The 14108-nt window shown below is 40.6% G+C and carries 14 protein-coding genes; 3 read left to right on the forward strand and 11 right to left on the reverse strand.

The genetic code is table 11. The features are described from left to right. Positions 1-34: 34 nt before the first annotated feature. From ACHSBP_RS12070 to ACHSBP_RS12085, 4 genes are all read right to left on the reverse strand, one after another. On the reverse strand, positions 35-328 hold the full coding sequence (locus ACHSBP_RS12070; protein ID WP_010560146.1) for a Flp family type IVb pilin: 294 nt from the start codon (positions 326-328) through the stop codon (positions 35-37). A 28-nt stretch (positions 329-356) separates the two neighbouring features. Then, on the reverse strand, positions 357-620 hold the full coding sequence (locus ACHSBP_RS12075) for a Flp family type IVb pilin (RefSeq protein WP_010560147.1): 264 nt from the start codon (positions 618-620) through the stop codon (positions 357-359). A 132-nt stretch (positions 621-752) separates the two neighbouring features. Beyond that, positions 753-1349, reverse strand: coding sequence for a LuxR C-terminal-related transcriptional regulator (locus ACHSBP_RS12080; RefSeq protein ID WP_010560148.1), 597 nt, complete (start codon positions 1347-1349; stop codon positions 753-755). A gap of 14 nt (positions 1350-1363) precedes the next feature. Then, complete coding sequence (locus ACHSBP_RS12085) at positions 1364-2083, reverse strand: hypothetical protein (protein WP_010560149.1); 720 nt, start codon at positions 2081-2083, stop codon at positions 1364-1366. A gap of 135 nt (positions 2084-2218) precedes the next feature. On the opposite strand from ACHSBP_RS12085, the gene ACHSBP_RS12090 reads away from it, so the two are divergent. Beyond that, the gene (locus ACHSBP_RS12090) at positions 2219-3124 is read left to right on the forward strand and encodes an OmpA family protein (protein ID WP_010560150.1); all 906 of its coding nucleotides are present in this window, start codon (positions 2219-2221) and stop codon (positions 3122-3124) included. Positions 3125-3207: 83 nt separating this feature from the next. Here the strand turns inward: ACHSBP_RS12090 and ACHSBP_RS12095 are convergent, their stop codons facing one another. Genes ACHSBP_RS12095 through ACHSBP_RS12105 form a run of 3 tightly spaced genes read right to left on the reverse strand, consistent with a single transcriptional unit; the run spans position 3208 to position 5997 of the window. Then, on the reverse strand, positions 3208-4410 hold the full coding sequence (locus ACHSBP_RS12095; RefSeq protein WP_010560151.1) for an ABC transporter permease: 1203 nt from the start codon (positions 4408-4410) through the stop codon (positions 3208-3210). After that, a complete protein-coding gene (locus ACHSBP_RS12100) occupies positions 4403-5191 on the reverse strand; it encodes an ABC transporter ATP-binding protein (protein WP_010560152.1) in 789 nt (262 codons plus the stop codon). The genes ACHSBP_RS12095 and ACHSBP_RS12100 overlap by 8 nt, the downstream gene beginning before the upstream one ends. Next, entirely contained in the window at positions 5188-5997 is an 810-nt protein-coding gene (locus ACHSBP_RS12105) for a DUF3025 domain-containing protein (protein ID WP_010560153.1), read from the reverse strand. The genes ACHSBP_RS12100 and ACHSBP_RS12105 overlap by 4 nt, the downstream gene beginning before the upstream one ends. Positions 5998-6104: 107 nt before the next feature. On the opposite strand from ACHSBP_RS12105, the gene ACHSBP_RS12110 reads away from it, so the two are divergent. Both ACHSBP_RS12110 and ACHSBP_RS12115 read left to right on the forward strand, forming a co-directional pair. Further along, positions 6105-7730, forward strand: a complete 1626-nt coding sequence (locus ACHSBP_RS12110; RefSeq protein WP_395388957.1) for a M20/M25/M40 family metallo-hydrolase — start codon at positions 6105-6107, stop codon at positions 7728-7730. Between the two features lie 91 nt (positions 7731-7821). Continuing rightward, a complete protein-coding gene (locus ACHSBP_RS12115) occupies positions 7822-8979 on the forward strand; it encodes a putative manganese transporter (protein WP_395388958.1) in 1158 nt (385 codons plus the stop codon). Positions 8980-9016: 37 nt separating this feature from the next. Here the strand turns inward: ACHSBP_RS12115 and ACHSBP_RS12120 are convergent, their stop codons facing one another. The 4 genes from ACHSBP_RS12120 to astE form a co-directional block, all read right to left on the reverse strand. Beyond that, complete coding sequence (locus tag ACHSBP_RS12120) at positions 9017-10573, reverse strand: dihydrolipoyllysine-residue acetyltransferase (protein WP_010560156.1); 1557 nt, start codon at positions 10571-10573, stop codon at positions 9017-9019. Positions 10574-10582: 9 nt separating this feature from the next. After that, the gene (locus tag ACHSBP_RS12125) at positions 10583-11560 is read right to left on the reverse strand and encodes a transketolase C-terminal domain-containing protein (RefSeq protein ID WP_010560157.1); all 978 of its coding nucleotides are present in this window, start codon (positions 11558-11560) and stop codon (positions 10583-10585) included. Continuing rightward, positions 11560-12774 (reverse strand): thiamine pyrophosphate-dependent dehydrogenase E1 component subunit alpha, encoded by a 1215-nt coding sequence (locus ACHSBP_RS12130; RefSeq protein ID WP_010560158.1) that lies wholly within the window; start codon positions 12772-12774, stop codon positions 11560-11562. The genes ACHSBP_RS12125 and ACHSBP_RS12130 overlap by 1 nt, the downstream gene beginning before the upstream one ends. A 288-nt stretch (positions 12775-13062) precedes the next feature. After that, complete coding sequence (astE, locus tag ACHSBP_RS12135; RefSeq protein WP_395388960.1) at positions 13063-14106, reverse strand: succinylglutamate desuccinylase; 1044 nt, start codon at positions 14104-14106, stop codon at positions 13063-13065. Positions 14107-14108 lie beyond the last annotated feature (2 nt).

Genomic DNA, 14108 nt, shown 5'->3' on the forward strand with positions numbered 1-14108 from the left:
GCGAAACTCCCTAGAACTATTTAACTAACAATCCCTAATCGACGCCACCAGAACCACTACCGCCACCACCTGACGCTTTATTTGCGCCTTCATTGTAGTTTCCAAGGTTGTAGTTCTTATTAGCTGTGTTGCTCGCGTCATCTGCGGCGTCTTTCGCTGCTTGGATTTGATTGCTTGAATCGACACCCGATATTTCAGTTGAAATCGCAGCAGCTTGGTTGCGGACCGTTTTCCCGAAAAAACTGTAAACACCAATTGCCGCTACCGCTATTAACGCAACAATAATGATGTATTCAGTCATTCCTTGACCATGTTGGTACCGTTTCATAACCCACCTCAACTAAATATGGTTTAGCTTAGTTTGATGACTTATTAGCAGCTTCGTTGTAGTTACCAAGGTTGTAATTCTTATCCGCTACCTTAGCTCCGTCTTCTGCAGCCGTTTTAGCAGCTTGAATTTGAGTTGACGAATCAGTACCACCAACTTCTGTTGCAAGTGCTGAAACCTGGTTACGTACTGTTTTACCAAAAAAGCTATACACACCAATCGCTGCAACCGCAATTAAAGCAACAATAATAATGTATTCGGTCATACCTTGACCAAGTTGACGTTTTTTCACAATTTTCTCCTTAAATAGAATAAACGCAACAAAATGATACGTGCTTTAGAGAGAATGCTCTATTCACCAAATGGAGGATTAGATTTTGTTACAAAATTAAATAAGGGTAAAAAACTACTCCGTTTGGCGTACTTAAAAATACGCAGTTTTACTTATGATTTGCGTTCTGTTTTTTGCGCCCGTTTTCTTCAAAATACGTTGCACATGTGTTTTTACAGTTGCCGGAGAAATCGCTAACTCTTTCGCTATTTCCTTGTTCTGAAGACCACTTTGAATGTAAGTAACTATTTGATTTTCTTTGCGAGTAAGCGCACTAATAGGTTTAAATTCAAGCACGCGATTTTGCAAATATTCCAACGCAATCGTAGACAATGCTGCCCTACTATAAATCAGCTCCACATTGCTTAACAAAAGTTGTAGTTGATCGATAATTTGCTGTGGCGATCGTGTGGTATCTATAATTCCGCGATATCCTTCTCGCATATACACACATTCCTGCTCTAAGCTAATCCGTTTTGATAGCACCACAATCGAAGTTTTATCAAATTGACGAGTTAATTCGTCTGATAAACAATCAGACTCGACGAAGCAAACAGCATTGAGTGTATTATAAATTTTTATAATACTGTCGCCTGGCATTACAAAGCGCACTTTAACGTCAATTAAGCAAGCACATTTAAAGACCTTGCTCGCAAGATCATGCTCTTTACCAATAATGTAAAAATCCATTTTAATCTCTGATATTAACGTTTAGACATTTGATAGTTTTTTGGTAGGTTCTCTAAAAAAAGCGTGTTATTCATGCGCTCAACAGATTTTAGTTTAAATGTTAACGCATACATTTTGTTTGTATATTTTGAAAACATCATTTGAGGTTTTTCACTCAACATATACAAAATATCGAGTGGTAAAAAATCAATTAAGCCCATTTTTGCGAGCGCCATTTTTTTACGTTCTACAACTGCGTGTTTTATTAGTTTTAACTCATCAGTTGTTAATGAATACTGGTTACCTAAAACTGGCGTTACAATGTAAAGTTGCTCACCCTCATTTTCAGCGACAAAGACGTTGCCTTGTTTTTCAAAATCTAAAAAACGTGGGTACCCAGATTGTTTTTCCATTTGTAAAAGTAATTGGTGAAATTCGTCATCCGACTTTTTCCAATTCATTTGCTTTTTAACACGATTTTTATAACTTTTATCGTCCAAAACATAATGCTGTTTAGAATCGTGTTTATATAGCGATGATGTTCTTTCGTTAAACAATACGACTTCTGTCATGTCGTGTTGTGCTTCAATATTTAGATCAAATCGTGTGGCTTCGGCACTAATCCATAACTCACTGTTACCATAGGGCGAATCATCATGAAGCACTTGATAAGTTAACTTAATTGATTTCGCATGTAGAGAATTACACAAAGAGAATAATACGAATACAATGGTCGTAAGTAGGCTACGCAGCATAGTTTCAATCCTTGAAGCATTTTTCAGAAATTAGAGGTTTTACTTAAATCTTTTTTATGGGAACATATTATTTTACATTTTGCAACGCTTTGTAATTTAGTAACTTTATAAATTCAGAACAACATAGGACGTGTTATGAAAATCAACCCCCTTGCTATTTGTGCCACAATAGCAATTTCTGCATCATTCGCTTTAAATGCTAAAACCAATCAACTAGCGCAATTTATGTCGAATATTGAAGGGTCTTCGATAACCCATCAAGATTACAAAAAGTACGTTAAAAAAACCGTATTGGTTGGGTTTGAACAAACTGGCTATCAAGGTAAAGATGTCAAAGGTTCACTGAGCTCAACTAGCTATAGTATTCCACTTGCGTTGAGCGAAGTGGATGTTGTAGAGCAATATCAAGCAGCGCTTGAAAAAAGTGGTTTTACACTATTAAGTCAATGTTCTGCATCGGCATGTGGCAGTATCGCGAGTATGGCTAACGCCTTAGGTATTTCTGCTCCATTTGGATTTGATGAGACACAAGAGTTTCGCTCTTTTGCCATTAAAGACGACCTTTATGTCACCATTTATGCAACGGGTTACGATAAAGCGCGCAATCTAAATGTGCAGGTTGTGGAAAAACGCAATAATGATTCAACGGTATCTGTCGACAAGGCGTATATCGATTCGCTTATCGACAAACAAGGAAAGTATCAAATCCCCAATATTCAATTTAAGTTTGACAGTGATGAGTTAACCGAATCTTCGGGTAAAAGCATCGAAAAGCTGGCAACTTACCTAAAATCTGTGCCTAATCAAAACTTCTATTTAGTCGGTCATACGGATGACAGTGGTAATGCTCAGTACAATCAAACATTATCGAAAAAGCGCGCCTTGGCTATTCAAACTAAGTTAAGTGATTTAGGTATTGAGAAATCGCGTTTAGTTGCAATTGGTGTCGGTGAGTTTTCACCTAAAGAAAGCAATGCATCAGAAAACGGGCGTTTATCTAACCGCCGTGTCGAGCTAGTTAAACGCACAGACTTGCTCTAAACAAAAACGCCCAACCTGTGTTGGGCGTTTTACAATTCCATTTTTTAAAATTGTTATCTAACCAATTGTTATCTAACCAATTGTTATCTAAATAACACTTCTTCTTTTTTAAACCAATGTACGCATGCAGCCATTAATACACCAGCTAAAACAGCAGTAGCAATAAAAATCATACCAACATAGCTATAATCTACTGTGCCTTTAATAATTTCTTTAATTGCTAATGCAACATTGGTAATTGGCACCATAGCTGTACTCATGCTGAGTTCCATATTTGGCATCATGGCAACAATCAGCGGTAAAAACGCCAGCATTGATAATGGTCCCATATAGTTTTGCGCTTCTTTAAACGAACGTGCATAGATTGAAATCGCAAGCACGAGTGATGAAAATACGCACGCAAGTGGAATTAGCAGTAATAAGATCAAGGCAAAGTCCATAAAACCTAGCATTGAAAATGCATCAGTTATTTTTTCAACGTCAAAGAAGCTACTTGCCAACTTCATCCAGACTCCCATACTGGCAACGGTTATTAATGCCGTGGCAAGTGAGGTAAAAAGTACTGTAAAGAACTTGCCCAATACCAGTTCGGTACGTGGAATTGGTGTAAGCAGTAGAGTTTCTAATGTACCGCGTTCTTTTTCACCCGCGCCTAAATCAATGGCTGGATAACTTGCACCAGCAAGCACTAACGGGATCAATAAATATGGAATTAACGCGCCGAGTTTTTCACCTAAGTTTTCACGTAAATCGGCGGTATCTACTTTTTCTAATACAACAGGGTTCAATAGTGATTCTTGATGCTCTTTCGCAATACCGAGCTTGTTAAATTGCTCACTTTGTAATGTTTGCGAAAACTCTTCCGCCATTTCTTTAATGCGGGTAAAAATAAAACTCAGTGATGACGCATCGTTAAATACAATTTGCCATTCATTACTGCTACCATTTTCCAACGCGTCGCGCGCATCTGAAGGAATAACAATACCGACATCAATTACTTCGTCTTTCACCGCTTGTTTTAATTCTTCAACGGTTTTGAAGTCACCTTCTACTAGCTTAAAGTTTTTATGAAAAAACAATTTGTCTTTAAATTCAGGTGCGTACTCAGCGTTTATAATTGCGTAATTATGAACCTTTTGCTCAGCCTCTAAGGCTGCTTTACTCATTAGAAAGCCCATCAGCGCAAAAATCACCGGAAAAATTGCAACCGGTAAGGCAACGACAAAAATAAGGGTTTTTCTATCGCGCAGCAGTTCTTTTAACTCTTTTAAAAATACCTCAAACACTTTGTTGCTCCTTCAAAATCGTTAAAAACGCATTGTTTAATACATCGCTTTGGCCACGTGCTTTAAATTCATCAATCGTACCATCAAAACAGGTAATGCCTTTATCAATAACACTTACGCGTTCACATAAAAGCTCAACTTCATCTAAATGGTGAGTTGAGAAGATAACCGGTGTGCCCTGCGCTTTAATACTTTGAATAAAGCTAATAACAGTTTGCGTTGTCATAATATCAAGGCCCGTTGTTGGCTCATCAAGCACAATCACTTCGGGGTTATGCACTACTGCACGGGCAATATTGGTTTTTTGCTTCATGCCGGTTGATAAATGCTCCGCTCGCTTATCTAAAAAGCTATGCATATCAAGCATTTCAAATAACTCTTCACAACGCGTTTTTACCGCTTGCTTATTCATGCCATGAAGCCGTGCAAAATACTCGATGTTTTCCTTCGCCGTTAAACGCCCGTAAAGTCCGGTAGAACCTGATAAAAAGCCAATCTTTTTACGTGCTTCAAGTGGCTTTTTAACAACATCTATGCCGTTAATTTCAATTTTTCCAGCATCAGGGCCCAATGCAGTTGAAAGCATGCGTAATGTCGTAGTTTTACCGGCTCCATTTGGTCCTAATAAACCCAGTACTTCACCCTTGTTACAGGTAAACGACACATCACGAACTGAGTGAAAGTAATCTTTGTCTTCTCTAGGATCCTTTTTTTCTTGGTTTTTTACTTTGTGATCTTTAGTAAGCTTAAAACGCTTTTTCAGCGCCGACACTTCTATCATTTCAACTTCCTTCGTTTAGGACGAAAATAATCGGTATTTTCGTAAAATGCTTTTTCTTTGTTTTGCTCGTACCAATTTGGTACGCCAAGTAACGGTAATGGAAACAAACTGCTGTTATCGCAAAGAATGTCTTCGTTTTCAATAAGATTTTCAAGATAACTGTCTAGCCAAGCATACCTATCTTTCAGGCATTTTGGCATTAATTGATGTTCAACGGTGATATACAGGGCTTTTCCGGTTAATCCAAGGTAAGGGCGTGTTGCCATTTCGTAATTTGCATGGCCAAACATAAACGGATAAATCGTACTGTGCCACTGTTCACGCTGATTATAAAAACCTTCGACCCATAAGTGATTTTTCAATAAATCTGCCTGTGCTTGGTCACATACGACTAACACGCCGCATTCATCCAATAATGTGATAGCATTGCGCTTTTTTGAGCGCTCGGTTTTACCATGTTTATTTATTTGCTCAATATGTAATTGATTAAGCAATGCCTTTGTCTTTGGAAAGAGTAACCAAATAAAGGCACCAAACAAATCGTGCCAGTTCTCCAAACGCGTTGGGATCTCTCCCTTATCAAAAATGATTTCTTCGTAATAACCGTGTTGCCAGTCAACATCGTCATTGGCAACAAATGAAATTTGCTGGTTATTTCGGTTTGTTATGTTTATAGCTAAGGAGTTTAGCCAATCAAGTGTTGGCCAGTTGGAAAATTGCGTTAAATTAAATAAGGCGTTTAAATCGTCAAAGATCCCATGATGTAAAAAATCAGTCGTCCAATGTGCTGGGGCTTCAAATTTCATTCTGGTGATTTAAAAAGTAAAAACTAAAACGCGTACTTTAACGCATTTACTAGCACAACACTAAACTAGTTTTTATAATCGCCTAAATTTGTGACACAGGTTGAATTATGAAAAAACTTACGCCAATCGGTATTGCCGTCTCTTTATTGTTAAGTGGCTGTGCAACTACCAATGATCAACACGCGCTCGATGCTGCTTATAACAGCATTAATGCCGAACAACTCGGACAACATATAAAAACAATTGCATCAGATGAGTTTGAAGGTCGTGCGCCATCCACTAAAGGTGAAGAGCTCACTCTTGCCTATTTAGAAAAACATTTTAAAGCATTAGGCTTTGTAGGTGGCAACAAAGGTAGCTTTTATCAAGAGGTACCACTTGTATCAATCGAAGCATCACCTGATATGTCGCTAACCATTGATGGCAAAACATATCAATACAAAAAAGATATGGTAATGGGTACGAGTCGCATGAGCGAGCTTGAAGCCATCGAAAATTCAGAGCTGGTATTTGTCGGGTATGGTATTAACGCGCCTGAATATAACTGGAACGATTACGAAGGATTAGACGTAAAAGGAAAAACCGTCGTAATGCTGGTTAACGACCCTGGTTTTGCTACGCAAGACGAGTCACTCTTCACCGGTAATGCAATGACCTATTACGGCCGTTGGACGTATAAATACGAAGAAGCATCACGCCAAGGTGCTGCTGGCGCAATTATAGTTCATGAAACTGCCCCTGCATCGTATCCATGGTCGGTGGTTGAAAACTCATGGTCAGGCCCGCAATTTGGTTTTCAAAAAGAAAACAAGAATATGGATCGCGTAGCAGTTGAAGGTTGGATCACACTTGATGTTGCCAATGAACTGTTTACGAAAGCCGGACTTGATTTTGCTAAAGAGAAAGCAAAAGCCGCGAAAGGTGGCTACTCAATTGATATGGGTGATCTAACGGCGTCTGTAACGGTTAAAAGCGAAATTAAAAAGTCAGTTTCGCGTAATTTTATTGCTACATTGCCAGGTGCTGAAACACCTGACGAACACATTATATACTCAGCGCATTGGGATCACCTCGGCAAAGATCCAAGTAAAAAAGGCGACAACATTTATAACGGTGCGCATGATAACGCAACCGGTACAGCGGGTATGATTGAAATCGCAGAAGCATTTGCAATGCTACCTAAGAAACCTGCTCGTTCAGTCACATTCTTAGCGGTAACAGCTGAAGAGCAAGGCTTGTTGGGGGCCAAGTATTACGCAGCAAACCCAGTTATCGACGCAAATAAATCTGTTGCCAATATTAATATGGATAGTTTGAACCTGCTAGGTCGTGTAAAAGACATGAGCGTAGTTGGCGCTGGTAAATCAGAAATGGATGAGTACTTAGCACGTGCTGCTGCAAAGCAAAGTCGTACACTATCAGGCGATCCGCACCCTGCTGCTGGTGGCTATTATCGTTCTGATCACTTTGCATTTGCACAAATGGGCATTCCAGCGATGTATTCAGGCGGTGGCACCGAAGCGATTGACGACGAAACAGCCCGTTATCGCAAACGTATGGGGCTGATTTTACGTGGATGCTATCACCAACCATGCGATCAATACCGTAAAGGCTGGGACCTTTCAGGTGCTGTTGAGGACTTACAGCTGTTTTATCAAGTTGGTTTAGATATTGCTGACAGCACGGCTTGGCCTAAGTGGTACAGTCAATCAGAGTTCCAGCGAAAAAAATAATCACTACGATTGATTAAATTAAACGGTAATGTGATTGATTCGCATTACCGTTAGTACTATAGTGAAGCTAATATTCGATTAGGTACACTATATGTTGTTTTCCCTCTCACAATTCGCGCTACCAAAACACACAATTAAAAGATCTCTCGCTTATAAACGCTTGTTTTTACCAATAGCATTGCTCTGCCTTATTTTTAATGAGTCTACCCGCGCTGTGGTGCTCGGCGCACTCGCCGATGCATTTTTACAAGTAACTATGTTTGTTGCAGTAACGCTTTATGGCTATTACTTATTGGTAAATCGATTTCCTAAACTCGAGTTGAGTTATATTGCACGGGTTGCACCAAAGCTTGAAATTCCGTTTGCCGCTTTGCTCGGTGCACTACCAGGCTGCGGCGGCGCAATAATAGTAGTAACACAATACACTAAAAAACAAGCCAGTTTTGGCTCCTTGGTAGCAGTGCTCATTGCCACTATGGGCGATGCTGCATTCTTACTTATCGCGGCAGAGCCAAAAACAGCACTGTTGGTGTTAACCACTAGTTTTACAGTTGCAACACTGTTTGGTTGGCTCGTGAATTTGCTGCACCCAGCTGATTTTCTTGCGCCAAATACACCATCACATCAACAATTACAGTGCCAAAGGTTGCCTAAGCCTATTGGTTTTATTAGCCTTCAATTTTGGCGTATTGTCGCGTTACCGATGACACTTGCCGCTCTGCTTGTCGCATTTCAATATGACTTTGGTGAAAATATTAACCAAGGCTTAGGTTATATCGCTGCGGCCTGTTGTTTTATCGTGGCGCTATTGTGGGCGTGCTCATCTCCTGGTAAAAGTTATCAAGATGTCACCGCTGAAGACGACTGCAGTAAAGAAAATTTAACGACAAAGGTACTGCAAGATACACACTTTATTACCAGTTGGGTGGTGGCTGCGTTTATTGGCTATGAATTATTCGTGCTGTGGTCTGATGTGAATATAGCAGCTCTTTTTCAAAACTACGCCGTGTTACTGCCGCTTATTGCCTGCTTAATTGGTTTACTACCAGGGTGCGGGCCACAAATTCTTGTCACCTCACTTTATATGCAAGGATTAGTACCCTTTTCGGCACTTATGGCGAATGCCATTTCAAATGATGGTGATGCCCTTTTCCCGGCGATTGCACTTGCACCAAAAGCGGCGCTCATAGCAACCTTGTATACCTCCATACCTAGTTTAGCTATCGGCTACTTAATCTTCTTTTTTTAGTAAATTAAAAAAGGGGTCATGTGACCCCTTTTTTCTATTAGCTCATTGCCATTAACATGGCACTTGGCGTTTCCAAATAGTGTTTCCACAAGTTATTGAATCGTGCCATCGTTGCACCATCAATAATGCGGTGATCGCCTGACCACGATATTTGCATAATTGCACGTGATTCAACCTCACCTTTTTCATTAAAGCGCGGTAAATGTTGTAGTTTACCGAGCGCCACAATCGCAACTTCTGGCTTATTGATAATTGGTGTTGCTGTTGTGCCACCAATTGCACCAATATTTGAAATTGAAATTGTGCCGCCTTTTAAATCTGCAGGCGTTACACGGCCTTCTCGCGCTTGCTCTGTTAAGCGAGATACTTCATTGGCAATGTCCACCATATTTTTAGCTTGGCATGATTTGATATTTGGTACTAACAGGCCAAGTTTTGAGTCAACCGCCATACCTATGTTGTGATCATTAAAGTATGTAAGCTCTGTGCAATCCGCATTAACTTGCGAATTGATCACAGGGAACTCTTTTAACGCTAGAGACAATGCCTTAATAAAGAACGGCATCATGGTGAGCTTAACGCCCTGCTTTGCATACTGTTCTTTAAGACTTTTACGCAAGCTAATAAGTTCTGTTAAATCAATCTCATCGCTCAATGTGAAATGTGGAATGGTCGATACCGACTCCATCATTTGTTTCGCCATCGCAGCTTGCATACCACGAATTGGCTCAACGCGCGTTGCTTGCGTTTGTGTTGCTACTACTGGCGCTGATGTGTCGTCAGTGCGCTTAGACGCTGTACTGTCGTCATTTAAGAAACGTTTAATATCTTCTTTATAAACACGGCCATTTTTACCAGAGCCATCCACCTTCGCAATATCAATGTTATGCTCTCGCGCTAAACGGCGTACTGCTGGGCTAGCAACGGCTTTGCCGCTCGCAATAGCTTGTGATGGTGTCGCTTCAAGCTGTTTAGCTGAGGCATTTTGCTGAGCGTTCACCACTTTTTCTTGAATATTGATAACTTGTGCACTGGCAACCTGCATTTGGAAAAGCGGAGCGTGTACTTTGGCAATCTCACCTTTTTGATGGTAAAGCTTGGTTACTCGGCCCGTGTGTTTAGCAGGAATTTGTACCAGCGCTTTATCTGTCATTACATCACAAACCGCTTGGTCTTCTTTGATTTCATCGCCTTCAGCAACTAACCAATCAACAATTTCACACTCGACGATACCTTCGCCGATATCCGGTAAAATAAAATCTTCAAGTGCGGTGCCTTGTGGCGCATCGCTTACCACTGGCTGCTCAGTGCTGGTTTCTGGCGCTACTTCTTGAGGTGCACTCGTAACCGCTGCACCATCAACATCCATCGCAAAAAGCGGCGCATGCACTTTTGCTATTTCACCTTTTTGATAATACAGCTTAGTGATCACACCATTATGCACTGCAGGTATTTGTACCAATGCTTTATCGGTCATTACATCACAAATAGGCTGATCTTCAGCTACCGTATCGCCTTCGCTAATAAGCCATTCGACTACTTCGCATTCAACAATGCCTTCACCAATGTCTGGTAAAATAAAATCTTGACTCATAACCACTCCTTAAAACTGCACTGACTGCTTAATTGCTGATAACACTTTTAATGCATCAGGAATGTATTCTTTTTCCAGTGCAAGCGGATACGGTGTATCTAAACCACATACGCGACTAATTGGCGACTCTAAATGTAAGAAACACTCTTGCTGGATTGTTGCAGCAATTTCGGCACCAAAACCGCACGTAATAGGTGCTTCGTGGCTGATGATTAAGCGACCAGTTTTAGTTACTGACTTTGCAACCGTTTCAACATCCCAAGGTTGAATACTGCGTAAATCAATCACTTCACAGCTAATGCCATCTTGCTTCGCCATTTCAGCTGCTTTTTCAATGATTTCCATTTGTGCGCCCCATGCAAGCAGCGTGATGTCTGAACCTTCAGAAACCACTTCCGCTTTACCAATTGGGATAATAAAATCATCTTCTGGCACATCGCCGATAGAGGCGCGATATAAACGCTTAGGCTCAAAGAAAATAACTGGGTTATCGTCTTTAATACATGCGCGTAACAAACCTTTTGCTTGGTAAGCGTTGCGTGGCACAACCAATTTTAAACCAGGTGTATGAGCAAAATACGCTTCTGGCGATTGAGAGTGGTATAAACCACCGGCGATACCGCCACCGTATGGTGTACGAATAGTTAGCTTACCCACATTAAATTCATTACCACTGCGGTAACGGAACTTAGCAGACTCGTTTACGATTTGGTCAAACGCTGGAAAAATATAGTCAGCAAATTGGATTTCTGCGATGGCAGGTGCACCTGCTGCCGCCAAACCGTTAGCGAAACCTAAAATACCTTGCTCTGTAAGCGGCGTGTTAAACACACGGTGTTTACCGTATTTTTCTTGTAAGCCACTGGTAGCACGGAATACACCACCAAAGTAACCCACATCTTCACCAAAAATACAGGCAAGTGGATGTTCCGACATTGAAATATCAAGCGCAGAATTAATCGCTTGTAACATATTCATTTGTGCCATTATTTGATTCTCCCTGCGGTTGTCGGGTAAGCGTCTGGATGCGCTTTTACATGCTCTTTTAATGCTTCGAGTTGTTTTTCAAGTAATGGAATTGGTGTGTCGTACACATCTGTAACTAAATCTTCAATCGGTGGCTTAGCCACTTTTTCAGCTACTTTTACAGCGTCTAAAATTGCTTCTCGCAAGCTTTCATCTTCTGCGTTATCTTGCGCTTCGTCTAACCAACCTTTGCTTAATAAGTAGCCTTTAAAGCGTTGAATTGGGCATTTCGTATTGGTGCTTTCTTCTTCTTTTGAACGATAGCCCGTTGGGTCATCCGACGTCGAGTGCGCACCTAAGCGATATGCAATCGATTCAATTAATACTGGCTCACCCGTTTCTACACTGTATTGACGTGCTTTTTGCGTCGCAGCGTAAACTGCAAGCGCATCTGCACCATCAACACGTATTGTTTTGATGCCATAACCAACACCGCGGCTGGCAATACCGTCGCCGGCAAATTGCTCGTCTGCCGGTGTCGAAATTGCATAACCGTTGTTACGCGCAAAAAAGATAACCGGCGCTTTTAACACTGCAGCCATGTTCAAGCCCGCGTGAAAGTCACCTTCAGATGCAGCACCTTCACCAAAATAGCATAACGTGATGTTATCAATTTCAGAATCAAGCTCGCCCGATTGCGCATTAATGTGTGGAATTTTTTGTGAATATGCATAGCCTGTTGCTTGTGGAATTTGCGTTCCAAGAGGGGATGAAATCGTCATGTAGTGCAATTCTTTTGAACCATAGTGAATTGGCATTTGACGACCTTTACCCAAATCTTTCTCATTAGAGAACATTTGGTTCATAAACTGCTCTAAGCTAAAACCGCGATAACGCAATGCTGCTTGCTCGCGATACTGCGCCATAATCATATCGCTGTCTTTTAGCGCTGCGGCACTGGCCGTAACTGCGCCTTCTTCACCTAAACATTGCATATAGAACGAAACGCGACCTTGGCGTTGGGCTGCTTGCATACGTTCATCTAACGCACGGATGAATCGCATGGTTTTGTAAATTTTTAGTGCAGTGTCTTTATCAATGTTTGGATCTACTGCGCCTTTTACTAAATGACCATTTTCATCTAATAAACTAACAGTAGGTATGTCTAATGCGGATGGATCGATAAACTCGAGTTCCGTTGACGCATTTAACGACACATTTTGCGGGTTCGTCATAGCTTACCTCTAATGATGTAGCGCTTTAAAAATGAGTAAATATCCAATTTAGCAACATAATTAGCAACACGTTGAGATACGCATAACAGCTAGGTTATTTGAAATAAATGCATCAATTCAACTAACAATAACCATTAAACAACTAATTTATGCAAATGACTGGTATGATTAGTACATATCACCCATAAATTGGACTGATATTAAATTAAAGTTAGCTCGACTTTACGTTAACGTAAACGGATATTCAACTAATTTTAGCTGAATATCCGAAAAGGTGTGGCAAGATATTTATACAAAATCTGTTTTATTTTGTAGCGGGATAACTGTCAATAATGCGCGTTGGCCAAGTGCCACCTTTGCGTTAGGGAAAATAATTGCTTCGCCATCAACATCGGCAAAATATTCGGTATTGCCGTCGGTTGCCAATAGCGCTCCTTTGGCAAAGCCTGTAAAGTTTGCAGCGCTGTCGCTAAACGGAAAACTAAAGTTTTGCTCTGTACGATTAATGGTGCGGTATACATCGAATAATTCAAAGTCATCAAAGTTAAACGCGGGATATTGCATCTCATGTTGAGAGATCAGCTGCGTTAAGCTCTGCTTTGCCTTTTCAAAGCGTGACATATCGTTTTCGCCAAACGGCCTTACTTTACCTAGTTCGATAGTAAACGCATCGGCACCAAAGGTACTGCTAGAAAAATAGCTGAATGTGGTTGCAGCAGACTTCATCATCATTACAGTATTTACACCACAGCTTAATAAAAAGCTTAATTCTTCTTTTTTCCATGGTTTACCGTGTAAAAATGGGTATACCGCGAATTTTTCATTCTTAGAATCACGAATGGCTGTGTGTAAGTCGTAATGGATACGTTTTCTGTCTTCACCGGCCTCTTTATTAAAGAAATCACTTACGTAGTTTTCGAGTTTTGCCGCACGTATTTTTTCATTATTCTGCTCACCTGCTTTGTGTGCGCCACAAAACAAACGATTGAGGTTTTCTTCAACAAAACGCTTCGCAATATTAATAGATGCAGGGTTACCAAAAATAAACAGCACACGATGCGCTAAGGTTAATTTACCCTTGATAATGTTTTGGATTAGCTCATCGCAAATTTCGATTGGCGCTGTTTCATTGCCATGCACAGCTGACGATAACACAATGTCTTTTTTGCCATAGCGCGGAGGAGTAAACTCAATGACGCCTGTATCTTTAACGCTGACATGCGTGCCGTTATCTAAAGTGAACTCAAAAGGGTCTAAATGCCATTCATGATTACGGGTAATTGATAAAAAATCGCCTGAAGTTGCTAGATTTGTTGTTGTCATAGTACTCATCT

It is taken from the genome of Pseudoalteromonas sp. XMcav1-K, assembly GCF_044005875.1.
GTDB lineage: Bacteria > Pseudomonadota > Gammaproteobacteria > Enterobacterales > Alteromonadaceae > Pseudoalteromonas > Pseudoalteromonas spongiae.

What these genes read in the sequence shown, in the direction of transcription:
- astE (WP_395388960.1), bottom strand. Translation starts at nt 14,106, where the DNA reads ATGAGTACTATGACAACAACAAATCTAGCAACTTCAGGCGATTTTTTA.
- ACHSBP_RS12105 (WP_010560153.1), bottom strand. Translation starts at nt 5,997, where the DNA reads ATGAAATTTGAAGCCCCAGCACATTGGACGACTGATTTTTTACATCAT.
- ACHSBP_RS12130 (WP_010560158.1), bottom strand. Translation starts at nt 12,774, where the DNA reads ATGACGAACCCGCAAAATGTGTCGTTAAATGCGTCAACGGAACTCGAG.
- ACHSBP_RS12080 (WP_010560148.1), bottom strand. Translation starts at nt 1,349, where the DNA reads ATGGATTTTTACATTATTGGTAAAGAGCATGATCTTGCGAGCAAGGTC.
- ACHSBP_RS12110 (WP_395388957.1), top strand. Translation starts at nt 6,105, where the DNA reads ATGAAAAAACTTACGCCAATCGGTATTGCCGTCTCTTTATTGTTAAGT.
- ACHSBP_RS12115 (WP_395388958.1), top strand. Translation starts at nt 7,822, where the DNA reads ATGTTGTTTTCCCTCTCACAATTCGCGCTACCAAAACACACAATTAAA.
- ACHSBP_RS12100 (WP_010560152.1), bottom strand. Translation starts at nt 5,191, where the DNA reads ATGATAGAAGTGTCGGCGCTGAAAAAGCGTTTTAAGCTTACTAAAGAT.
- ACHSBP_RS12070 (WP_010560146.1), bottom strand. Translation starts at nt 328, where the DNA reads ATGAAACGGTACCAACATGGTCAAGGAATGACTGAATACATCATTATT.
- ACHSBP_RS12085 (WP_010560149.1), bottom strand. Translation starts at nt 2,083, where the DNA reads ATGCTGCGTAGCCTACTTACGACCATTGTATTCGTATTATTCTCTTTG.
- ACHSBP_RS12090 (WP_010560150.1), top strand. Translation starts at nt 2,219, where the DNA reads ATGAAAATCAACCCCCTTGCTATTTGTGCCACAATAGCAATTTCTGCA.
- ACHSBP_RS12120 (WP_010560156.1), bottom strand. Translation starts at nt 10,573, where the DNA reads ATGAGTCAAGATTTTATTTTACCAGACATTGGTGAAGGCATTGTTGAA.
- ACHSBP_RS12125 (WP_010560157.1), bottom strand. Translation starts at nt 11,560, where the DNA reads ATGGCACAAATGAATATGTTACAAGCGATTAATTCTGCGCTTGATATT.